The following is a 24,429-nucleotide window of genomic DNA, read 5'->3' as shown; positions in this document are numbered from 1 at the left end:
TATATCCAATATGAGAAAATATATTTTTATCGCGATTGTACTTTTTCTGGGAACTACCTGTTTTTCCCAGAATTCTGAAAAATTTTCTTCAAAGGATTATGTTTCAGCTTTAAAAAAAGTAACCGATGTCATGGTTAATGATGTTACATCACCAGTGGCAGCAGCTAGATACTATGCCTATGTAACGCTTGCGTCGAATGAAGTAATGTCGTTATTTCAAATGCCGGAGCAATCTTTTTCGAAATCGCTCAATGGTTTCCCAAAAGTACAGGTTGCCGATACGCTTATCACAAAAAGTGACGCTTCTTTAGCATCCGTGTATGCCGTTTATAAAATGGCAGAAGAACTGTTGCCATCTGGATATAAGTTTTCAACCAAAGGGGATTCTTTAATGCGGGTAGCTGTAAAAAAAGGAATTTCTAAAGAACAAACGGAGCGTACTTCACAGCTGGTGCAACTTGCAATAACTCAAATCACACCGTATATAAGAGCTGATAATTTTCGAAAATTAAGTAGCTTTAAAAAATATACGCCATTAAGTGGTGACGGACATTGGCAGCCAACCGGACCGGGATATATGCAAGCACTGGAGCCAAACTGGAACCAAATACGACCTTTTTTATTGGATTCTGCCCAACAATTTAAACCCATAGCTCCCATTGTATTCGATACTGTGAAAACATCTCCTTTCTATAAACAAATGGATGAGGTTTATTCCATTGTAAACAAATTGACCAAAAAACAAAAAGCAATAGCCAGTTTTTGGGATTGTAATCCTTTTGCTTTACAACAGATTGGACATGTGGAATTTGGGTTGAAAAAAATATCTCCAGGCGGACATTGGATTGGTATTACGGGGAATGCCTGTTTAAAAAAGGAAACAAGTTTAGAACAAACTATTTTTATTCATGCAACTGTCGCTATTACATTAACCGATGCATTTATTTCCTGTTGGGATGGAAAATATAAAACGAATAGGGTAAGACCAGAAACGGCAATTAATAAATGGATTGACAATAAATGGAAACCATTGTTACAAACACCGCCTTTTCCGGAATATACCTCAGGACATAGTGTAATATCTACGGCGGCGGCAACAGTGCTTACTAAAATATTCGGAGATAATTTTTCCTTTACAGATACAACTGAAACAGAATTTGGTTTGCCTGAAAGAAAATTTAAATCCTTTTTACAGGCATCACAAGAAGCAGCTATTTCAAGGTTGTACGGGGGTATTCATTTTAGGGACGCTATTGATAATGGAGTTTTGCAAGGGGAGCAAATTGGGAAATACATTGTCATAAAAATATTGGAATCAAATAACAGAAATTTTACTTTTATGAAAGATAAAAAGCAACACAATAACCAAATAATCAGCCATAATGAAATGTAAAAAAGACTTTTGTTGGTTTGTAATTTTTTGTTTTACAAATCTGTTCTTTGTGGCGAATGCTCAAAATAGTTCAATAGTTCTAAAAAATGGCTGGCAATTTCGTCAGGAGAAAACGGTAAAATGGAATGCCGCTACAGTTCCGGGAGAAGTGCATACTGATTTGCTGAATAACAAACTCATTCCAGATCCTTTTTATCGTGATAATGAAAAAAAACTGCAATGGATAGAGAAAAAGAACTGGGAGTATAAAACCACTTTTCAAGTAACGGCAGCAACGTTAAATGAAAAAAATGCAGAACTGGTTTTTGATGGACTGGATACATATGCAACGGTTTATTTGAATAAACAGTTAATCTTAAAAGCAGATAACATGTTTCGTCAATGGCGGGTAGACGTGAAAAAAATAATAAAATCAGGTAATAATGATTTGGTAGTTGTATTTCAATCGGTACAAAACGTTGTTGATTTCCTTGCCAAAAAAGATTTGCCTTTTGTAATTCCGGACAATCCTCGTGCGTATGTTCGTAAAGCCCAATATCATTTTGGATGGGATTGGGGACCTAAATTTACTACTTGTGGCATTTGGAAAGCAGTGCGATTGGAAACTTACGATGAAAAAACACCAGAGAAGCCTTATGTTCTAAACCGTAAAATAGAATTGGTGCAACAGCCGGATAGTCTTGGAAAATCATTTTATTTTAAAATTGATGGCAAGCCGGTTTATATGAAAGGAGCCAATTACATTCCATCGGATGCTTTTCTTTCGAGAGTTACCAAAAAAGAATATGAAAAAGTAATTTCAATGGCAAAAGATGCCAATATGAATATGCTTCGTGTTTGGGGTGGCGGAATTTATGAAGACGATTATTTTTATGATTTATGTGATAAATATGGAATCAACGTTTGGCAGGATTTCATGTTTGCCGGAACGATGGTTCCTGGAGATAAAGCTTTTTTTGATAATGTAAAAGAAGAAGTGCAATACCAAGTGAAGCGTTTGCGTCATCATCCAAGTATTGTTTTGTGGTGCGGTAATAACGAATCTGATGAAGCATTTAAAAACTGGGGATGGCAAAAGGCGATGAATATGCCGAAGCAGGATTCTATTCGTTTGTGGAAAGATTATGTTCGATTGTTTCAGGACAGTATTCCAAAATGGGTAAAAGAGGTAGATAATAAAAGACCGTATATCAGCAGTTCGCCATTATTTGGTTGGGGTAAGAAACAAAGTATTACAGAAGGGGACAGCCATTATTGGGGAACTTGGTGGGGATTGGAAGATATTGAAGTGGTTAAAAATAAAACAGGACGTTTTGTTAGTGAATACGGAATGCAAGCCATGCCGAATTATTCTTCAATAGAAAAATTTACGTCACCGGAAGACCGTTATTTATTTTCGGATGTATTAAAAGCACATCAAAAAGCAGGGAAAGGTTTTACAAAGTTAAACTCCTATTTGAACCGCTATTTTATTGATTCCACCAAAGTGAAAAATATGAAAGTGGAGGATTATACCTATTTGACCCAATGTTTGCAATATTATTCGCTAAAGAACATTATTGGGATTCATCGTTCCAAAGCGCCTTATAATATGGGAACTGTAGTTTGGCAATTGAATGATTGTTGGCCCGTGGCGAGTTGGAGTGTCACCGATTATTATAACCGACAACCCAAAGCAGCTTGGTACGCCATGCGGGAAGCGTATCGGGATGACAAAACTCCTGAGATTGACCTGACTCGACCTATAGATTTGAAATTGGAAAATCCTAAAATCAGTTGGGCTATTAAAGGAAATGAAATAATCATTAAAGCTTTGAAAGCAGCCAAATATGTCTTTGTAGAGATTAAGGGATACAAAGGAAAACTAAGTACTAATTATATGGATTTGAAAGCTGGAGAAGAAATGAAAATTTCGTTCGAAGGAAAAATAACAAAGCCAATTATAAAAGTTACATCATTATATGATGTAATTAATCGATATAAATAAAAACAAATAGAATTGTAGCGGAGGAACTTTTATCCGTTAGAAATGAGTTAATTTTAACAAAGTCAATTAATAAAATAAAGAATAATGTTTGCAAAATATAGTAAAATAGCCTTTTCAGGGATTGTTGCGTTCAGTATATTATTTACAGAGCCGGCAGTTTCACAAGTAAAAACTGGAAAGCAGTATTTAGATTACACGCAATATGTCAATCCATTTATAGGATCAGCTGGACATGGACATGTTTTTGTGGGAGCCAATGTTCCTTTTGGATCCGTTCAGTTAGGGCCGGTAAATGTTTTTGAAGGCTGGGATTGGTGCAGCGGTTATAATTATGCGAGTAATACAATATTAGGATTTACACATACCCATTTGAGCGGTACAGGAATTGGAGATTTGAATGATATTTTGTTATTGCCGGTATCGGGTAAAGTGCCGCTTACCAAAGGAACAAAAGAAGATATGGTTACCGGTTATGGGTCTTATTTTTCACATAAAAATGAAATAAGCAAGCCAGGATATTACAGCGTTTTGCTGGATAAATATAAAATAAAAGCAGAATTAACAGCTACTGAAAGAGTTGGGTTTCATAAATATACTTTTAATGCTGCGAATGATTCTCATGTTCTTTTAGACCTTGCAGATGGTATTGGATGGGATAAACCTGTGAAGACTTTTATCAAAAAAATAAATAAAACTACTATTGTAGGTTTCCGATATTCTGCAGGATGGGCTACCGATCAACGGGTATATTTCGCTATTGAATTCTCTCAGCCTATTGCAAATATCGCTTTGTATGATAGCACTGCTATAGTAAAAGGGAATGAGGGAGAAGGCGTTCGAATGAAAGCAGTTATTGATTTTGCAACTTTAAAAAACAAACAGGTTTTAGTCAAAGTGGGTCTTTCTCCTGTAAGTTATGAGAATGCTTCCGCAAATATAAAAGCGGAGATTCCAAATTGGGATTTTGATAAAACGGTGAAACAAGCCAATTCAAAATGGAATACCGAATTAAATAAGATTCAGATTAAGGCCGATGAAAAAACGATGAAAGTTTTTTACACTTCATTGTATCACACGATGTTTGCGCCTTCTATTTTTAATGATGCCAATGGCGATTACAGAGGAACAGATAAAAAAGTATATGAAAAAGCAAATTTCACTAATTATACCACTTTTTCACTTTGGGATACGTACCGTGCTTTGCATCCTTTGTACACGATTACGCAACCTGATAAAATTAATGATATTGTGAAATCATTCTTGGCAATTTATCAGCAACAAGGGAGATTACCGGTTTGGCATTTGATGGGTAATGAAACCAATACCATGAATGGAAATCATTCCATTGCTGTTATTGTCGATGCTTATCTAAAAGGATATCGCGATTATGATACGGCTCTTGCGTACGAAGCCATTAAGAAAACGGCGATGCAAACCCGTGACGGAATGGATTATGTTCAAAAACTGCAATACATTCCTGCCGATACGATGTTAGAAACCGTTGGAAATGCTTTGGAATATGCCATCGATGATTGGTGCGTTGCCCAAATGGCAAAAGCTTTAAATAAGACGGAGGATTTTGCTTATTTTTCAAAAAGAGCCAATTTGTATAAACTTTATTTTGATAAAGAAACCACTTTTATGAGAGGGAAATTAGCCAATGGAAATTGGAGAACGCCTTTCAATCCGCTTTCATCTGCCCATCGCAAAGACGATTATGTAGAAGGAAATGCTTGGCAATACACTTGGCTAGTACCTCAAGATCCTCATGGTTTAATTGATTTGTTTGGAGGTGAAGATAAGTTTCTTGCCAAATTAGATGCTTTATTTCTAATAACTGACAAGGTGGAAGGTGAAGAAGCTTCTCCGGATATAAGTGGTTTGATTGGGCAATATGCACAAGGAAACGAACCCAATCATCATATTCCTTATTTGTATGCCTATGCAGGGCAACCTTGGAAAACGGCAAAACTGATTCGGGAAATTGATGATAAATTTTATTCCACAAAACCGGATGGATTATGTGGGAACGAAGATTTAGGACAAATGTCAGCTTGGTATGTTTTCTCCGCAATGGGGTTTTATTCGGTTAATCCAGCAAATGGTGTTTATGTTTTGGGAAGTCCTTTGGTAAATAATGCTACAATAAATTATAAGGGTGGTATTTCTTTCAAATTAACAGCAATAGATAATAGCCGTACCAATATGTATATTCAAAAAGCAGAATATAATGGGAAGCCCTATGCCAAATCCTATATTACTCACGAAATGATTACAAAAGGAGGAGAATTGAAATTGTATATGGGAAGTAAACCGTCAACTACTTGGGGTGTAAAAAAAGAAGACAGACCAATGTAGGAATGTTCAGTAGTCAGTTTTTAGTAATCAGCTATAGTAGATAGTGGCTGAGGTTTTTAAGAATCATTTTATATTAAAATTATGAAAATAAAGAATTTGATTTTTGGTTTAATGTTACTTAGTGTTGTTGTAAATGCACAGACTAAAGTTATAGATCCAGTAGAATATGTAAACCCTTTGATGGGAACACAATCTTCACCCAATCTTTCCAATGGGAATACATATCCTGCAATTTGCAGGCCTTGGGGGATGAATTTTTGGACACCGCAAACTGGTAAAATGGGTGATGGATGGGCGTATACGTATACAGCTGATAAGATTAGAGGATTCAAACAAACGCATCAACCTTCGCCATGGATGAATGATTACGGGCAGTTTTCCATTATGCCTGTTACAGGTAAATTAGCTTTTAAAGAAGATGAAAGAGCCAGTTGGTTCAGTCATAAAGCTGAAACCGTGAAACCGTATTATTACAGCGTATATCTTGCTGATTATGATGTCACGACCGAAATAACAACAACCGAAAGAGCAGCGCACTTTCAAATTACATTCCCGGAAAATGAGCAATCTTCCATCGTAATTGATGCTTTCGATAAAGGTTCTTATATTAAAATCATCCCTTCCGAAAATAAGATTATAGGATACACAACTCGCAATAGCGGTGGTGTTCCTGCTAATTTTAAAAACTATTTTGTGCTACTATTCGATAAGTCTTTTTCATCGAATTATACTTGGAAAGACACTGTTTTGGAGAAAGATAAATTGGAAAGTTTAGCCAATCATGCCGGTGCTGTGGTGACTTTTAAAACTAAAAAAGGAGAAAAAATTAATGTCAGAGTTGCTTCATCATTTATTAGTTTAGAGCAAGCCGAGTTGAATTTGAAAATGGAATTAGGGAATGCTTCTTTTGAAAAAACTGTAACAGAATCAAAAGAAGAATGGAATAAAGTTTTAGGAAAAATAAAAGTTGAAGGTAGCAGTGACGAACAATTCAAAACTTTTTATTCTTGTTTGTATCGCACCGCATGTTTTCCCCAAAAGCAATACGAGATAGATTCTAAAGGGAAAATTGTTCATTACAGCCCATATAATGGAAAAGTATTGCCGGGTTATATGTACGCCGGTACTGGTTTTTGGGATACTTTTCGAGCGTTATATCCATTACTTAATTTAGTTTATCCTTCCATAAATAAAGAAATGCAGAAAGGTTTGATTAATGATTATAAAGAAGGTGGCTTTTTACCGGAATGGTCCAGTCCCGGATTTAGAAATGTGATGGTGGGGAATAATTCGGCTTCCGTAGTTTCTGATGCTTATATAAAAGGATTGCGAGGATATAATATTGACAAGTTGTACGAAGCGTTATTGCACGGAGCCAATAATGAAGGACCGATGGATGCGGTAGGAAGAACAGGAGTGAAGTATTACAATACGTTGGGTTATGTTCCTTATGATGTAAAGATTAATGAAAATGCTGCACGAACATTAGAATATGCGTATGATGATTTTGCTATTTGGAAATTGGCAAAAGCCTTAAATCGTTCAAAAGCAGAAATTAATTTGTTCGAAAAACGAATGATGAATTATAAAAACGTTTTCAATCCTTCCATCAAGTTGATGAGCGGAAGAAATAAAGACGGAAGTTTTCCTGCGGATTTCAATCCTTTCAAATGGGGTGATGCTTTTACCGAGGGAAATAGTTGGCATTACAGCTGGAGTGTGTTTCATGATGTGCAAGGTTTGGTAGATTTAATGGGCGGCGAAAAAGCATTCACTACTAAGTTGGATGCTGTTTTTACCATGCCTCCAGTTTTTGACGACAGTTATTATGGTTCGGTTATTCATGAAATTCGGGAAATGCAAATTATGAATATGGGACAATATGCACACGGGAATCAGCCCATTCAACATATGATTTATTTGTATAATTATGCTGGTCAGCCTTGGAAAACACAATACTGGTCCAGAGAAGTAATGAATCGTTTGTACAAACCAACAGCAGACGGTTATTGTGGGGATGAAGATAACGGACAAACTTCGGCTTGGTATATTTTCTCAGCTATGGGTTTTTATCCCGTTTGTCCTGCCACAGAGGAATATGTTCTTGGAGCACCTTTGTTCAAAAAAACAACTTTAGAATTAGAAAACGGGAAGCAACTTATTATAAATGCACCAAATAATTCGGGAGACAATAAATACGTTCAGGAGTTAAAATGGAATAATGAAACCTACACAAAGAACTACATCAATCATTTTGATGTGTTGAAAGGTGCCGAGTTGAATTTTGACATGATTAGTACACCGAACGTAGAAAGAGGAACTTCAGCGAGTAGTTATCCATATTCTTATTCAACTTCAAAATAATTACGATGCAAACACGTAGAAAATTTATAAAAAACACAGGAATTTTATCCGCAGGATTATTAGCACTTCAATCGAAAGTTTTTGCTTCTGAGTCCAATATTTTTAATTTTCCAATGAAGGATTTTGTTAGCAAACGTCCTCCATTGGCCGAGAGAAAATTCACCAGTAAAGCAGTAGAAGCCGCTATTGTACGCATCAAGAAACAAATAGCAAACCCAGAACTGGCTTGGTTGTTCGAAAACTGTTTTCCAAACACATTAGACACAACAGTTGATTTTGAAATCATTGACGGTAAACCGGATACGTATGTAATTACTGGAGATATCGATGCGATGTGGTTGCGCGACAGTACAGCTCAAATTTGGCCTTATCTCCCATTTGTAAAAGAAGATGCTAAACTTGGGGAACTGGTTAAAGGAGTAATTAACCGCCAGACTAAATGTATTTTGCTCGATCCGTATGCCAATGCTTTTTATAAAGATTTCACGAAAGTAAGTGAGTGGAAAAATGACTTGACAAAGATGAAACCCGGCATTCATGAGCGTAAATGGGAGATAGACAGTTTGTGTTATCCTATCAGACTGGCGCATGGGTATTGGAAACAAACAGGAGATACCAGCTTGTTTGATAAAAAATGGAAAGAAGCGATGCTTTTAGTATTGCAAACGTTCAAAGAACAACAACGAATGCATGATAAAGGACCTTACAGTTTTCAGCGCGAAACCGCTTGGGCAACTGACGGAGTTCCTTTAAGTGGTTATGGTTATCCGGTAAAACCTTGCGGATTAATCGTTTCTACTTTCAGACCAAGTGATGACAGTACTTTGTTTGGATATTTAATTCCAAGTAATATGTTTGCCATTGAAGTACTGGGTTATTTAATGGAGATTTTCTCTTTACCGGAAATGAAAGATATTGATTTGGTCGCTAAAGCAAAAGAATTGCAGGAACAGGTTCAAAAAGGATTAAAAGAAAACGGAATTATTCAGCATCCAAAATTTGGAAAAATCATCGCTTTTGAAGTAAATGGATATGGAAGTTTTCACATGATGGATGATGCCAACGTGCCTTCCTTATTGTCATTACCTTATTTAGGAGCCATTCAACCTAATAATGCTTTATATCTTAATACTCGAAAAGTAGTGCTTTCAGAAAACAATCCGTTTTTCTATAAAGGAAAAGCTGGAGAAGGTGTTGGAGGTCCCCACACTGGCGCTGATACCATCTGGCCGATGAGTATAATTTTAAGAGCGATCACCAGTGTAGATGAAAAAGAAATTAGTAAATGTATTAGCAATTTGATAAAAACAAATGCAGATACGGGGTTTATGCATGAGTCTTTTCATAAAGACGATGTCACAAAATTTACGCGTAAATGGTTTGCTTGGGCGAATACATTGTTTGGTGAATTGATTGTTCATACCAGTATTAAATATCCTCATATTCTGAGTGATAAAAATATTTGATTCGAGTATTACAGCTTTAAACATAAACACTAAACCATCGTTTTTTAACTCTTTATCCAATTCAACAATGAAAAGTATAAAATTTCTGTTTTTATTATTTCTAATCTCCTACTGTACCAATGCTCAAGTAAATAAAAAATTAGATGTAATTGCGTATTACACGGGTGATGATAAACTAATAAATGAATTTGAGGTCAATAAACTGACGCATATCATCTATAGTTTTTGTCATTTGAAGGATGGTAAATTAAATGTCGACACCGCTAAGGATTCTATTACCATTAAATATTTGGTATCCTTAAAAGCTAAAAATCCGCAACTCAAAATTATGTTGTCTTTAGGCGGTTGGGGAGGTTGCGCTTCTTGTTCTGATGTTTTTTCTACGGTAAAAGGAAGAGCAATTTTTGCAAAATCAGTGCAGGAAGTCAATACTTATTTTAAGTGCGATGGATTAGATTTGGATTGGGAATATCCTACCATTGAAGGATATCCGGGTCATTTGTATCAAGAAGGCGATAAAAAGAATTTTACTGAACTTATAAAAACACTTCGTCAAGCTTTAGGAAATAAAAATGAATTGAGCTTTGCGGCTGGAGGATTTCAGAAATATTTGGACCAATCCGTGGAGTGGAAAAAAATAATACTATTGGTGGATCGAGTAAACATTATGAGTTACGATTTAGTCAACGGTTATTCAAAAGTCACAGGACATCATACACCATTGTTTAGTACGAAAAAGGATGAAGAATCTACAGATAAAGCGGTAAGTTATTTGTTAAAATTAGGAATACCAGCCAAGAAATTAGTTATTGGAGCAGCCTTTTATACCCGAGTTTGGAAAGAAGTATCAGCTGTTAATAATGGTTTATACCAATCTGGGGTACCAACTAATGGGGTGAATTTTAGAGAATACGCTACCTCATTTACAGAGGCTAAGGGGTGGAATTATTTTTGGGACAAAAAAGCAAAAGCGCCTTACTGGTATAATGCAAAAGAAAAATTATTTGCTACGGGTGATGATATCGCTTCTGTTAAAACAAAAACAGCATATGCAATACAAAAGAAACTGGGCGGTATTATGTTTTGGGAACTGGTTTTAGATACTTCCCGCAATGGCATGTTAGATGCAATTCATCACATAAAAACAGCTAAATAATTCAATTTGAATCTATCGAAAGTAGTATTCATTATTAAAAATAAGAATCGTTATGGTATTAAAAAAAACAGTTTTACTACTTCTTTTATTAGCTTCAGTGCTGATAAATGCACAACAACAGCCTTCCATTATTCCAAAACCTGTTGATCTTAAAATGGGGAATGGCTACTTTACGATTGATGGAAATACGGCTATTAAATACAAAAAATCACAAAAAGAGCTTAAAGCAACTGCTCATTTTTTTGTTTCCTATATCAAAAATATTTCAGGATTTTCTTTGAAATTAAATAAAGCGACAACAAAAAAAATTGAGCTTGTAATTGATAAAGACATTCCAGATGAAGGATATCAGTTAAATGTATCGCCAACTGGTATTGTAATTAAAGCAAGCAGTCCGAAAGGTATTTTTTACGGTATGCAATCGGTATTTCAAACCCTACCGGCTATACGTACTAATGCAGTTTTGGAAGTGCCGGTTATGCAAGTGGATGATTATCCTCGTTTTAAATGGAGAGGAATGCATCTGGATGTGAGCCGTCATTTCTTTGGTCCTGACGTAATAAAGGAATATATTGATCTTATGGCCTCTTATAAAATGAATGTATTTCACTGGCATCTTGTTGATGACCAAGGCTGGAGAATTGAAATAAAAAAATATCCAAAACTTACTGAAATTGGTGCTTGGAGAGTGGATCATACCAATTTGAACTGGAGAGAAAGACCTCAGGCTAAAGAAGGAGAAAAGCCAACTTATGGCGGATTTTATACACAAGAACAGATTAAAGACATTGTAAAATACGCCTCAGAAAGAAACATAACCATTGTACCTGAAATCGAAATGCCGGGTCATGTGGCTTCTGCTATTGCTTCTTATCCGCAATTGAGTTGTACGCAACAACCACAACTACCCTTAACAGGTGGGAATTATACCAATATGTCATCTAATTATTGTGCCGGTAATGACGAGGTATTCTCTTTCTTGCAGGATGTGTTAACTGAAGTTATAGCCCTTTTTCCTTCTACTTATATTCATTTAGGTGGTGATGAGGTTGACAAAGCACCTTGGAAAAAATGTCCCCGTTGTCAAGCAAGAATGAAAGCGGAAGGACTGAAAGATGAAAATGAGTTGCAGAGTTATTTCATGAAAAGAATGGAAAAATTTATCATCAGCAAGCAAAGAAAAATGATTGGCTGGGATGAAATATTAGAAGGAGGACTTGCTCCCGAAGCAGCCGTGATGAGCTGGCGTGGTGAAGCCGGTGGAATCGAAGCCGCAAAAATGAAACATAATGTAGTGATGACGCCTGGTTCTCCATGTTATTTTGACCATTATCAAGCTGGGCCAGAGGGAGAACCTTTTGCTATTGGCGGTTTCAATACCGTAAAAAAAGTATACGATTATGAACCTATTCCAAAAGAGTTAAACACGGAGGAAGAGAAATATGTTTTAGGTGCTCAGGGTAACTTATGGACGGAATTTATTACTACTACGGAACATCTGGAATATATGGTATTGCCTCGTATGGCAGCTTTAGCAGAAGTTTTATGGTCTCCAAAAGAAAATAAAAACTGGGATAACTTTAACGAACGATTGCAATATCACTTTAAAGGATACGGACAAAAAGGGTTGCATTATTCTCCCGGTAATTTTACGGTAAATATTAAGCCTTCTTCTCAAAATGGGCAATTGCATGTGAATCTCTATTCGGAAGCGCTGAACGGAGAAATTAGGTATACGACTGATGGTTCAGAACCTACTTTGCAAAGCGAAAAATACGAACAACCTATTGCTGTCAAATCTTCTTTTGTACTAAAAGCATCTACTGTTGTAGATGGTCAGATAAAAGGAGCTCAAGCTACAAAGCAAAATTTTGTAATGCACAAAGCCGTTGGAAGTTCCGTACAATACACTAATCCAGTAAGCCAATATTACTTGGCCGATGGCCCAAATTCTTTGACTGATGGAATTAGAGGAGGAAATGCGCCTGGTAAATATTGGCATGGATTCAGTGGAAAAGATATGATTGCAACAGTTGATTTGGGAGAACCAAAAACAATTAAAAGTATTTCATTGGGCTGTCTGCAAAATTACGGTAGTTGGATTTTTCTGCCTCAATCCGTGAAATTTGAAGTGTCAACTGATGGAACTGTTTTCACTGAAATAAAAACGGTGAGCAATCCAATAGATATTAATCAGAAAACAGCGTTATATGATTTTAACGCAACATTTATGCAACAAAAAGTAAAATACATAAGAATAACAGCTAAAAATAATCTCTGTCCTCCAGGGCATAGTGGTGCAGGAAAGCCAGGATGGTTATTTGCAGATGAAATTATAGTAGAATAGGTTAGAGGTAATGTATCAAAAAAGGTTACGTAACTTTTTAAACAAATAGTAAACACAAGAAAAAAATAAATGAATAAATGAATAAAGAATATGCATTAGGGGTAGATGTTGGAGGAACTCACATTACTGCGGCAGTTATAGCTATTGATGAGATGAAAGTGCTTGATTTTTCAGTACATAAAGAGACTTTTGATTCTAATTTGCCTGCGGTTGAGGTTTTAGATATTTGGGAGAAAGCCATTCACACTTCATGGAAGAATTCAGGAGTAGAAAAATTATTAGGATTAGCGATATGTATGCCGGGTCCGTTTGATTATGCAAGTGGTATTTGTTGGATAAAAGGACAAGCTAAATACGAACATTTTTATAGTTTAAACATTCGTGAATTAATTCGGAAAAGGCTTAATTTGCCTGATGATTTACCTATTCTTTTCGATAATGATGCCAATTGTTTTGGTAAAGGAGAATTTTTTAAAAATGCAGAAAATAGTTCAAAAAGATTAATAGGAGTGACCCTTGGTACTGGCCTTGGCGCTTCTTTTATAGATAATGGCAAAGCATTAGATTCAGGAACTCAAGTACCTACTGATGGCGAGTTATACAATGTTCCATTTAAAAAAGGTATTGCAGAAGATTATGTCTCGGTGCGGGGACTTTTATCTCGTTATCATGATGTAACGGGAATGAATATTAAGAATGGACTTGAGCTTTTTAATCTGGCTAATGAAGGAGATGTTATGGCTATAAAAGTATTTGAGGAAATGGGAGAGAATTTAGCGGAGATCGTAATTCCGTGGTTTAAAAAATTTGAAGCTGATAGTTTCATAATTGGAGGTAAAATTTCAAATGCAAGTGCTTATTTCTTGTCAGCTTTTAAAGAAAAAATAAAAAATTCAGGTAGTGAAGTTACAGTTTTGATTTCTACTGATAATGAAATAGCAGCTTTGCTGGGAGCTGCAAGTATGCTTTATAAAGAAAATATTTAATTAGTTATTGTGATGCATTTTCTAATTACAGTCGGTTGTTTTTAGACAAAATTATAGTTAATCAAAAGTAAAGAGTATGACAAATCGTAGAAATTTTATAAAAACCGCAGCTATTGGTTCAGTTGCTGTGGCTTTAAATTCATTCAAAGGAAAACCGGAGGAGGAGAGTAGTTTTTTATCTAAAAAAGGGAAGAAACCCATTGTACTCTCTACTTGGCGATTTGGAATTGAAGCTAATGCCGCTGCTTGGGAAATTTTAAAAAATAACGGACGTGCCCTCGATGCAGTTGAAGCTGGGGTGAAAATTCCGGAAGGAGACCCAAAAGAACGAAGTGTGGGGTATGGAGGAAGACCGGATAGAGATGGGCGGGTTACACTCGATGCCTGTATTATGGATGAAAATGCGAATATTGGTTCAGTAGCTTGTTTGGAATATATTAAACACCCTATTTCTGTGGCTCGTGCTGTTATGGAAAAAACACCTCACGTGATGTTGGTTGGCGATGGTGCTTTGCAGTTTGCGTTATCACAAGGTTTTATAAAAGAGAATTTATTGGTCGAAGAATCCGAAAAAGAATGGAAAGAATGGTTGAAAACCAGTCAATATAAACCTATTGCCAATATCGAAAATCACGATACTATCGGGATGATTGCTTTGGATTCAGACGGGAATCTTTCGGGTGCCTGTACTACAAGCGGAATGGCTTTCAAAATGCACGGTCGTGTGGGAGATTCGCCGATTATTGGAGCAGGATTATATGTTGATAACGAAATTGGAGCTGCCACAGCCACAGGTCACGGAGAAGAAGTGATCAGGATTTCAGGTTGTCATTTGGTTGTTGAATTAATGCGTCAAGGCAAATCACCACAAAAAGCGTGTGAAGAAGCTGTTGCTCGAATTGTAAAATTGACAAGGAATAGAAATAAAGATTTAAAAGATATTCAAGTTGGTTTTATTGCCTTGAATAAACAAGGAGAATATGGATCTTATTGCATTCAAGGAGGTTTTAACTATGCTGTTAATAATGAAACGGGAAACCGATTAATTGATGCAGATTATTTTTTGAAATAAATGGAAAAATGTAAACTGGAAATAGCGTGTTTTAATTTGCAATCAGCAATTATTGCACAACAAAATGGTGCCGATAGAGTAGAATTGTGTGCCAATATGAAAGAGGGGGGAACAACGCCCCATTTTGAAATAACTAAAACTGCCCGCGAGGTTCTGTCTATCGATTTGAATGTAATGATTCGACCTCGTGGAGGGAATTTTGTCTATTCGGATGATGAATTTGAACAAATGAAAACGGAAATTGGACAGTTCAAAAAACTAGACGTTGATGGCTTTGTCTTTGGGATTTTAAATAAAAATGGAAGTGTCAATAAAGAACAAAACAAGGAATTAGTGGCATTGGCACATCCGTTTCCATGTACGTTTCATCGTGCTTTTGATGAGGTAAAAGACGTAAATCAATCACTTGAATCCGTAATCGAATGTGGTTTTAAATCCATATTGACTTCCGGACAGGAAAAAAATGTAGTCGAAGGTATTGCTGTTTTGGCTGAATTAATTGAAAAATCGAATAATCGAATTACTATCATCCCCGGGGGTGGCTTGCGGTCATCCAATATTGCATTATTAAAACAAAAAACAAATGCTACCTTTTATCATTCATCTGCTATTACAGATTCCAGTGAAACAGCAAACGGAGATGAGGTAAAAGCATTAAAAGGGAATCTGATATAATTATAAAAAATTCATTTTTTTAAATCAAAAAACCCGGAGTTGGCATACTCCGGGTTTTTCTTTTTTGCAACAAACTATTAAAACTAATTTTTATAAAAGACCACCGCCTCCTTGGGTTTCATTTTTGTCACGCTGTTTTCTCTGAATTGCTTTATTTTTTCCTGCACCAAAACGGTAATTGAATCCAATATATGCCGATTGACTTTCCCAGTTGAATTGACCATTTGATTTATATGGTTTATCGCCATCAAATGCAAAATGCATGGTGTTGAAAACATCGCTGAAACGGGCACTGATGGTTCCGCTTCCTTTCAATATATTATAACTGGTTCCTAGATCCATTTTCCACATGGCATTTCTTTGAAATTGTAGACTTAAATCACGTCCTCTATACATTGCTGATAACTGAAAACGTAGGTCTTTTGTCGCTTTAAATGTATTGCTAATCCTTGCATTGAATGAAGTAGCATCAACACTTACGAATTCAAAATTACCAGGAGTAACTTCAATGGTTCCTTTGACTTTTTTCTTATAAGCGTCCAAACTTATGTTAGCACTCCACCATTTTTTGAAATCTAAATTCCCTGAGATTTCAAATCCATAGGCGTTATTGTTTTCGAAGTTATCGTAGGATAATATTTTTTTGTCACCATTGGTAAACAACACTCGGGTAATTTCGTCTTCAATTCTTCTATAAAATACCCCTGAAGTAATAGAACCAATTTTAGTTTTTCGTGTATAATTCAATTCATATGAATTGGTGAATTGAGGAACAAGATCTGGATTCCCTTTTGAGTCCAATGTAGGAGTACTAAATTCTCTAATTGGGTTTACTTGCGAAAGACTTGGTCTGTCGACTCTTCTTGAAAAATTTAAATTGAAAGAGTTCTTATCACTTGGATTATACGTTAAAAATGTAGAAGGATAAATACTTAAAATATCATCTTTAAATTTACCATCTGCTTGACCAACTTCTTTAAATAAAGCTTCTGCATTGTATTGTTCCAAACGTGCTCCTGCTTGGAAACTCCATTTCTTCCATTGTTTTCCTAAATTGGCATAAGCTGAATAGATTGTTCTTTCGTAAGTGAAATTTGAATTGTAAGCATTATTTAGAAAAAAACTATTGGCGGTATTTTCATTTCTACTTTCTAAACCTAACTCTAATTTGGTGGTTTCCGTTAATGGATTAATATAATCCAGATTAATAATAGTGTTCTTTCCTAAAGTTTCTATTTGATTGCTTCTTGATCTGATAAAAGTCCCGTCATTTCTATTTAGATCTGTATATAGCGCATCTTCCGGACTGTCATTTTTATTATAATTAACTTCTAATTCTAAATTATGTCCCGTTTTTTTGAAATCTAACTTATAATCGAAATTGTAAGTTTGTGAAAGATCCTTGCTTTTTGAATCAAAAGGTTGAAATTGATCTCCATTGGTATCATTAGCATAATTCAAATCAGTGCTTCCAAAGTTATGATCTCTCGAAATATTCTGATTGGTGTAAAAAGAGAAAGTGTTTTTCTCATTGATGTAGAAATCAAATCCCAGTTTGGCTAAATGCGAAGTTCTTTTAGAATTCATATCAAATTTTAAAAGACTCTCTTTGTTAGTTTCTTCACTATTGATAAATCCATGGTTTGAATATTTCCCATGATTAAATCCATAATTTCCATAGAAATTAAATTTTCCAGATCTGTAATTTAAGTCAAGTGATGAGTTTACTTTTGGAGTTTTTCCAAAGGTTACACCATTGTTTATACTGCCATTAAATCCAAGTTTACTATTTTTGTTCAAAACGATATTTATAATACCGCTCATTCCTTCCGGATTGTACTTGGCAGATGGATTGGTGATTAATTCAATTTGTTTAATAGAAGCTGAAGGGATTTGTTGCAATATTTGTGCAGCATCCATATTGGTTGGTTTTCCGTCAATCAAAATACGCACATTTGAATTTCCTCTCAGGCTGATGGCGTTCGTTTGCGGGTCAACACTTACAGATGGGATGTTGTTCATTATTTCTCCGGCAGTTGAACCAGCAGAAATCAAATCTTTACCCACGTTGATAATCTTTCTGTCGATTTTTTGTACAATAGTTGATTTTTCACTTACTACTTCAACACCTTTCAATTGAATCGCATCTTCCTCTAACGGAATTGTGTTCAGATTGACATTTTTGTCTCCATTTGTTAATGAAATTGCTTTAGTAACCGTTTTGTATCCAATAAACTGTATTTCAACGGTATAGTTTTTTAAAGCCAGATTTTTGATAAGAAAAGTCCCTTTATCAGAGGTTATTCCTCCCGTAACCACTTTGTTTTCTTCTTTTACAACAATATTTACATAAGGAAGCGGTTCGTTGCTTTTTTTGTCGACTATTTTACCGGATATGCTTCCAGAATTTTCCAGAAGCGTTGGTTTGACCGAATTTTGCGCTTGTATCGAAAACACGGTTCCGAATAAGCAGAGTAAAATTAATTTGAAATTCATGATGTTTGTTTTTTGATTAAAATTTGATTGATGATGATGCAAAGGTATGTATTTATTTTAAATATATGCATTACATAGTACTATTTTATACATAAAAATATAATATGCTAAATTCAATATTTAAAAGTTACCTAATAGACTATCGAGCTTTCATTTTGTTACAAAAAAAGAATTTTATTTTAATCGAATTAAAAAAGGGCCTTTCCGTAGGGAAATTATATTGTTTTCCAATTTTCAAATCGATGCATTATAACTATATTTGCAACCTTTAAATAAATACATAAAATGACATTATCACAAATTCTTACGCCTTCTATTGAAAAAGCGGTTCTAGCTTTATTTGACATTGCTATTGACAAAGTTGAATTTCAAACCACTCGGAAGGAATTTGAAGGTGATATTACGATGGTTATTTTTCCATTATTGAAAGTTATTAAAAGTAATCCTGTAGAATTAGGAAACAAAATTGGTAACTATTTAGTGGAAAACGTAACTGAAGTGAGTCGTTTTAATGTAGTTTCGGGATTTTTAAACATTGTTATTTCTGATGAATATTATTTGGATTTTTTCAATGAAATAAAAGACAATACAAAGTTTGGTTTCGTGACGCCAAATCCTGACGATAAAGCTGTAATGGTGGAATATTCTTCGCCAAACACCAATAAACCACTACATTTAGGTCACGTTCGTAATAATCTTTTGGGATATTCTGTTGCCGAAATTATCAAAGCATCAGGTAAAAAAGTATATAAAACCCAGATCATAAATGATAGAGGAATTCATATTTGTAAATCAATGTTGGCTTGGCAAAAATTCGGAAACGGACAAACGCCGGATTCAACAGGTTTAAAAGGAGATAAATTAGTTGGAAATTTTTATGTAGCTTTTGATAAAGCCTATAAAGAGGAAATAGCCCAATTAATGAATACTGGAAAAACAGAAGAAGAAGCCAAAAAACAAGCGCCGATAATTTTGGAAGCACAAGAAATGCTTTTAAAATGGGAAGCTGGTGATGCTGAGGTAATAAATCTTTGGAAAACCATGAACCAATGGGTTTATGATGGTTTTGCCATTACGTATAAAAATTTAGGGGTTGATTTTGATTGTTATTACTACGAAAGTAACACTTATTTATTAGGAAAAGACGTTGTTCAAATTGGTTTGGAGAAAGGTGTTTTCGAAAAAGATCCTGACGGTTCCGTTTGGATTGATTTAACTGATGAAGGTTTAGATAGAAAAATTGTACTTCGTTCAGATGGAACTGCTGTTTATATGACGCAAGATATTGGAACCGCTATTCAACGTGTAAAAGATTATCCAGATGTTGGCGGAATGGTTTATACGGTAGGAAACGAACAAGATTATCATTTCAAAGTGTTGTTTCTTATCCTGAAAAAACTTGGTTTTGATTGGTCTGAAAATCTTTTCCATTTATCATATGGAATGGTGGATTTACCTTCCGGAAAAATGAAAAGCCGTGAAGGAACAGTTGTTGATGCAGATGATTTGATGCAGGAAATGACAGATACGGCACAGAAAATTGCTGAGGATTTAGGAAAATTAGACACCTATTCTGCCGAAGAAAAAGCAAAATTATACAATACTATAGGTCTTGGCGCTTTGAAATATTACATTTTGAAAGTGGACCCAAAAAAACGAATCCTTTTTAACCCTGAAGAATCAGTAGATTTTGCAGGAAATACTGGGCCGTTTATTCAATATACGTACGCCCGAATTCAATCTATTATTCGCAAGGCTAATTTTGATTATGTCATTCCGAGCGCAGTCGAGGAACTTCACGAAAAAGAGAAAGAATTATTGAAACAATTGGAGTTATTTCCAGAAGTAATTCAAAATGCGGCTCATAATCACAGTCCGGCTTTACTGGCAAATTTCACGTATGATTTGGTACGGGAATACAATTCGTTCTATCAGGCCGTTCCTATTCTTGGTGAAGAAGATTTAGAGAAGAAAATTTTCAGGGTACAGTTGTCTAAAAAAGTGGCTGATACTATTGCTGCTTCTTTCAGTTTGTTCGGAATTAATGTTCCGGAAAGAATGTAACAAAATAAATTATTCAAATACAAAACGACTTCAAATTGAGGTCGTTTTTTTGTTAAAATAAATTGAAATTCCCTTTGTCAATTATCCAATTATCTGATTGCCTAATTATCTAATTAGTTTATCTTTGCACTTCAATAAAATAAAAAATCATGTTCGATAATTTAAGCGATAAATTAGATAAAGCCTTTCACATACTAAAAGGTCACGGAAAAATCACCGAAGTAAACGTTGCCGAAACATTAAAAGAAGTTCGTAGAGCTTTACTTGATGCTGATGTTAACTTCAAAATCGCTAAAGATTTTACCACTAGAGTAAAGGAAAAAGCAATTGGTCAAGACGTTTTAACTACACTTCAACCAGGGCAGTTATTGGTTAAATTGGTTAAAGATGAATTGACGGAATTGATGGGTGGTGATGTTGCCGGAATTAATTTATCAGGAAATCCTACAGTGATTTTAATGTCTGGTTTGCAAGGTTCAGGGAAAACTACTTTTTCTGGAAAACTGGCAAATTATTTACTTACAAAAAAGAATAAAAAACCACTTTTGGTTGCCTGTGATATTTATCGTCCAGCGGCGATTCAACAATTATATGTTGTTGGTGATTCTATAGGTGTCGAGGTTTACTCCGAACCAGAAAATAAAAATCCGGTTGAAATTGCCCAAAATGCCATCAAACATGCAAAAGCCAATGGGTTTAATGTAGTGATTGTGGATACTGCGGGTCGTTTAGCAGTCGATGCAGCAATGATGGATGAAATTGCGCGTGTTCATAAAGCAATCCAGCCACAAGAAACTTTATTTGTTGTTGATGCAATGACAGGTCAAGATGCAGTAAATACAGCTAAAGCCTTTAATGATATCTTGAATTTTGATGGTGTCATCCTAACTAAATTAGATGGTGATACTCGTGGAGGAGCAGCTTTGTCTATTAAAACTGTAGTAAACAAACCAATTAAGTTTGTTGGTACAGGAGAAAAGATGGATGCAATTGATGTATTCTATCCTATTCGTATGGCCGAACGTATTCTTGGAATGGGTGATGTTGTGTCTTTGGTAGAAAGAGCACAAGAACAATTTGATGAAGAAGAAGCAAGAAAAATTCAAAAGAAAATTGCCAAAAACGAATTTGGTTTTGATGATTTCTTATCTCAAATTCAACAAGTAAAGAAAATGGGTAATATGAAAGATTTGGTTGGAATGATACCAGGTGCTTCAAAAGCCATGAAAGATGTAGAAATTGAAGATGATGCTTTCAAGCATATTGAAGCGATTATCCACTCGATGACTCCAATAGAAAGAAGCAAGCCAGCTCTAATTGATGTGAAAAGAAAAGCTAGAATTGCAAAAGGTTCTGGAACAAAAATTGAGCAAGTCAATCAATTGATGAAACAGTTTGAGCAAATGAGTAAGATGATGAAAATGATGCAAGGGCCAGGAGGTAAAAATTTAATGAAAATGATGGGTGGCATGCAAGGTGGTATGCCAGGGATGCGATAAAAAAATAGTGTTCAGTATTCAGGTTTTTAATAATCAGTTTTGAAACACATTATATTATTAATATTTTAAAAGTTTTTATTTAAGTTTTCAAAACTTTAAACTTTAAACTTTAAACTTTTTAAACAAGAAGAAATGCAACTACTAGACGGAAAAAAAACATCGGAAGATATTAAACACGAAATAGCAGCCGAAGTACAACAAATGAAAAACAATGGGGAAAAAGTACCTCATTTAGCAGCTGTAATCGTTGGTACTAATGGAGCGAGCTTAACTTATGTTGGAAGTAAAGTACGTTCTTGTGAACAAATTGGCTTCGAATCTACTTTAGTAAGTTTACCGGAAACTATTACCGAGGCAGAGTTGCTTTCAAAAATCAAAGAACTTAATGATGATGATAATCTAGATGGTTATATCGTTCAATTGCCTTTGCCGAAACACATTGATGAGCAAAAAATCTTGATGGCTATTGATCCAGATAAAGATGTTGATGGTTTTCATCCTGCCAATTTTGGGAAAATGGCTTTGGAAATGGAAACGTTTTTACCAGCAACTCCATTTGGAATTATGCAATTGTTAGAACGCTACAAAGTTGAAACAGCAGGTAAACATACCGTTGTTATTGGACGTAGCCATATTGTGGGTCGTCCGATGAGCATCTTGATGAGTCGCAAAGGATATCCAGGTGATTCAACGGTAACACTTACTCACAGTAGAACAAAAAATATTGAAGAATTTACAAGAAATGCTGATATTATCATTACAGCATTAGGAGTTCCGAATTATCTTAAAGCCCATATGGTGAAAGACGGTGTGGTAGTAATTGATGTAGGTATTACCAGAGTGGAAGATGCTTCTCACCCAAAAGGATATGTAATAACAGGAGATGTTGATTTTGACGAAGTAAGTAAAAAATCTTCTTTTATAACACCAGTTCCTGGTGGAGTAGGGCCAATGACCATTGCGATGTTATTGCAAAATACACTTCTTGCCAGAAAAATGAGAATAGCAAAAGATAATTAGAAAAGTCAAGCCTATCCGCCACGGCGGATAGGCTTTTTTTATTATGGGAAATCCACAAGGAATACAATTTAAGTCAACAGATGAGTTTCTAGATTATCTTCCTGAAGAGGAACTGGAAATCGTTCTTTTTTTGCGTAAAATTATCTTAGAATGTATTTCAAATTGCAAAGAGAAATTGGCTTACAATGTCCCTTTTTATTATTGTCATTCTCGAATTTGCTTTATTTGGCCCGCTTCTATTCCTTGGGGGAAAGTTGAAAAGGGCGTTGCGATTGGTTTTTGTAAAAACAGTTCATTTTTAGATGAGACTTTTGAAACAACAAAATTTACTTCTAAATTAACCTTTACTTCAGTTAAGGAAATTAATATTGCATTTTTGAGACAACAAATCTATGAAGCCGTTTTGATTGATGAACAAATTGTAAAAGCAAAGCGGAGAAAAATACAATAATTAAGAATCTTTCTTTTTTAATCTACGATCAAATCTTTTGATGAAAATTATTTTATAAAGTTTATTGAAATTAAATCATTTTCTATTTTGAAGTCTAAAAATAATAAATAACTTTGTATTTCAAAGTACTTTAGATATGAATCAAAAACATCAAGAAGATTTATCTCATATTCGTTCCATGATGGAGCGCTCTTCAAGATTTATTTCGTTAAGTGGCCTTTCAGGAGTATTCGCTGGGATATTTGCATTAGCTGGGGCAATTTATGTATATCTGTTATTTAAACAGAATGGTGTCGAATATTTTGATGGTGAGCAAAAGATGTACAGTTATGATTTAATAATGGAATTGACTCTCATCGCTTTGGCAATTTTGATTTTAGCTTTCGGATCTGGTATATTTTTTACTTTGAGAAAAAGTAAAAAGTTTGATTTACCGATTTGGACTAATACTACTAAAAAAATGTTACTGAATTTAGCGATTCCTTTATTTGTTGGAGGCGTATTTTGTATAGCACTTTTATACCATCAATTATTTGCCCTGATTGCACCGACAACTTTATTGTTTTATGGTTTAGCACTTATTAATGCTGAAAAATATACTTTTTCGGATATTAAATATTTGGGTACTTGTGAAATTGTTTTAGGATGTATTTCCCTTTTTTATCTTGGATATGGACTTGTTTTTTGGGCAATAGGATTTGGAATTTTGCACATCCTGTACGGAATAATTATGTTCAAAAAATACAAATAGAAATGAGTATCATTGATAAATTAAATAAAGATTTCGAAAGTCGAGTCAGACTTGGCATCATGTCAGTTTTGATGGTAAATGACTGGATTAATTTTACCGAAATGAAATCTTTATTGAATATTACTGATGGTAATTTAGCGAGTCATTCTTCTTCCTTGGAAAAGTCAGGTTACATAGAAATAAAAAAAGAATTCGTCGGTAAAAAACCAAAAACTTCGTATCGTGTTACTAATATGGGTAGAGCAGCTTTTGTTTCTCACTTGAATAGTCTGGAAAAATTAATCAAATCGAAATAACCCTTTTTTTAATTTAATACTTTGAATTACAAAGTACTTTTAAATTTT

The 24,429-nt window shown here is 34.8% G+C and carries 17 protein-coding genes; 16 read left to right on the top strand and 1 reads right to left on the bottom strand.

Annotation, left to right across the window (positions count from 1 at the left end; translation table 11 throughout):
- The first annotated feature begins 10 nt into the window (after positions 1-10).
- From ACM55H_RS14080 to ACM55H_RS14035, 10 genes are all read left to right on the top strand, one after another.
- A complete protein-coding gene (locus ACM55H_RS14080) occupies positions 11-1,393 on the top strand; it encodes a vanadium-dependent haloperoxidase (protein ID WP_416837107.1) in 1,383 nt (460 codons plus the stop codon).
- Complete coding sequence (locus ACM55H_RS14075) at positions 1,383-3,380, top strand: beta-mannosidase (RefSeq protein ID WP_416837105.1); 1,998 nt, start codon at positions 1,383-1,385, stop codon at positions 3,378-3,380. Before ACM55H_RS14080 ends, ACM55H_RS14075 begins: the two co-directional genes overlap by 11 nt.
- A gap of 84 nt (positions 3,381-3,464) precedes the next feature.
- Positions 3,465-5,738 (top strand): GH92 family glycosyl hydrolase, encoded by a 2,274-nt coding sequence (locus ACM55H_RS14070; RefSeq protein ID WP_416837103.1) that lies wholly within the window; start codon positions 3,465-3,467, stop codon positions 5,736-5,738.
- An 81-nt stretch (positions 5,739-5,819) separates the two neighbouring features.
- Positions 5,820-8,102 (top strand): GH92 family glycosyl hydrolase, encoded by a 2,283-nt coding sequence (locus ACM55H_RS14065; protein WP_416837102.1) that lies wholly within the window; start codon positions 5,820-5,822, stop codon positions 8,100-8,102.
- Between the two features lie 5 nt (positions 8,103-8,107).
- Positions 8,108-9,568, top strand: a complete 1,461-nt coding sequence (locus tag ACM55H_RS14060) for a glycoside hydrolase family 125 protein (protein WP_416837100.1) — start codon at positions 8,108-8,110, stop codon at positions 9,566-9,568.
- Positions 9,569-9,635: 67 nt separating this feature from the next.
- On the top strand, positions 9,636-10,724 hold the full coding sequence (locus ACM55H_RS14055; protein ID WP_416837099.1) for a glycoside hydrolase family 18 protein: 1,089 nt from the start codon (positions 9,636-9,638) through the stop codon (positions 10,722-10,724).
- A 52-nt stretch (positions 10,725-10,776) separates the two neighbouring features.
- On the top strand, positions 10,777-13,071 hold the full coding sequence (locus ACM55H_RS14050) for a glycoside hydrolase family 20 protein (RefSeq protein WP_416837098.1): 2,295 nt from the start codon (positions 10,777-10,779) through the stop codon (positions 13,069-13,071).
- Between the two features lie 77 nt (positions 13,072-13,148).
- Positions 13,149-14,057, top strand: a complete 909-nt coding sequence (locus tag ACM55H_RS14045; protein ID WP_416837097.1) for an ROK family protein — start codon at positions 13,149-13,151, stop codon at positions 14,055-14,057.
- 76 nt (positions 14,058-14,133) lie between these two features.
- The gene (locus ACM55H_RS14040; RefSeq protein WP_416837096.1) at positions 14,134-15,129 is read left to right on the top strand and encodes an isoaspartyl peptidase/L-asparaginase family protein; all 996 of its coding nucleotides are present in this window, start codon (positions 14,134-14,136) and stop codon (positions 15,127-15,129) included.
- Positions 15,130-15,804 carry a copper homeostasis protein CutC gene (locus tag ACM55H_RS14035; protein ID WP_416837095.1) on the top strand — a complete coding sequence of 225 codons (675 nt, stop codon included), beginning with the start codon at positions 15,130-15,132 and terminating at the stop codon, positions 15,802-15,804. It begins immediately after the preceding gene.
- 90 nt (positions 15,805-15,894) lie between these two features.
- Here ACM55H_RS14035 and ACM55H_RS14030 read toward each other — a convergent pair whose 3' ends face one another.
- On the bottom strand, positions 15,895-18,300 hold the full coding sequence (locus ACM55H_RS14030; RefSeq protein ID WP_416837094.1) for a TonB-dependent receptor: 2,406 nt from the start codon (positions 18,298-18,300) through the stop codon (positions 15,895-15,897).
- A gap of 285 nt (positions 18,301-18,585) precedes the next feature.
- On the opposite strand from ACM55H_RS14030, the gene argS reads away from it, so the two are divergent.
- The 6 genes from argS to ACM55H_RS14000 all read left to right on the top strand — a co-directional run bounded on the left by argS (position 18,586) and on the right by ACM55H_RS14000 (position 24,381).
- Positions 18,586-20,364, top strand: coding sequence for an arginine--tRNA ligase (argS, locus tag ACM55H_RS14025; RefSeq protein ID WP_416837093.1), 1,779 nt, complete (start codon positions 18,586-18,588; stop codon positions 20,362-20,364).
- A 149-nt stretch (positions 20,365-20,513) separates the two neighbouring features.
- The gene (gene ffh / locus ACM55H_RS14020; RefSeq protein WP_416837092.1) at positions 20,514-21,863 is read left to right on the top strand and encodes a signal recognition particle protein; all 1,350 of its coding nucleotides are present in this window, start codon (positions 20,514-20,516) and stop codon (positions 21,861-21,863) included.
- A 132-nt stretch (positions 21,864-21,995) separates the two neighbouring features.
- Positions 21,996-22,883: a bifunctional 5,10-methylenetetrahydrofolate dehydrogenase/5,10-methenyltetrahydrofolate cyclohydrolase gene (locus tag ACM55H_RS14015; protein ID WP_416837091.1), complete on the top strand. Its 888-nt coding sequence runs from the start codon at positions 21,996-21,998 to the stop codon at positions 22,881-22,883.
- 43 nt (positions 22,884-22,926) lie between these two features.
- Positions 22,927-23,334 (top strand): DUF1801 domain-containing protein, encoded by a 408-nt coding sequence (locus ACM55H_RS14010; protein ID WP_416837090.1) that lies wholly within the window; start codon positions 22,927-22,929, stop codon positions 23,332-23,334.
- A gap of 136 nt (positions 23,335-23,470) precedes the next feature.
- Positions 23,471-24,085: a hypothetical protein gene (locus ACM55H_RS14005; protein WP_416837089.1), complete on the top strand. Its 615-nt coding sequence runs from the start codon at positions 23,471-23,473 to the stop codon at positions 24,083-24,085.
- 2 nt (positions 24,086-24,087) lie between these two features.
- The gene (locus ACM55H_RS14000; RefSeq protein ID WP_416837088.1) at positions 24,088-24,381 is read left to right on the top strand and encodes a winged helix-turn-helix domain-containing protein; all 294 of its coding nucleotides are present in this window, start codon (positions 24,088-24,090) and stop codon (positions 24,379-24,381) included.
- The last annotated feature ends 48 nt before the right edge of the window (positions 24,382-24,429 follow it).

It is taken from the genome of Flavobacterium cryoconiti, assembly GCF_048158645.1.
Classification (GTDB): domain Bacteria; phylum Bacteroidota; class Bacteroidia; order Flavobacteriales; family Flavobacteriaceae; genus Flavobacterium; species Flavobacterium cryoconiti.
This window is presented reverse-complemented; position numbering and strand designations above follow the sequence as displayed.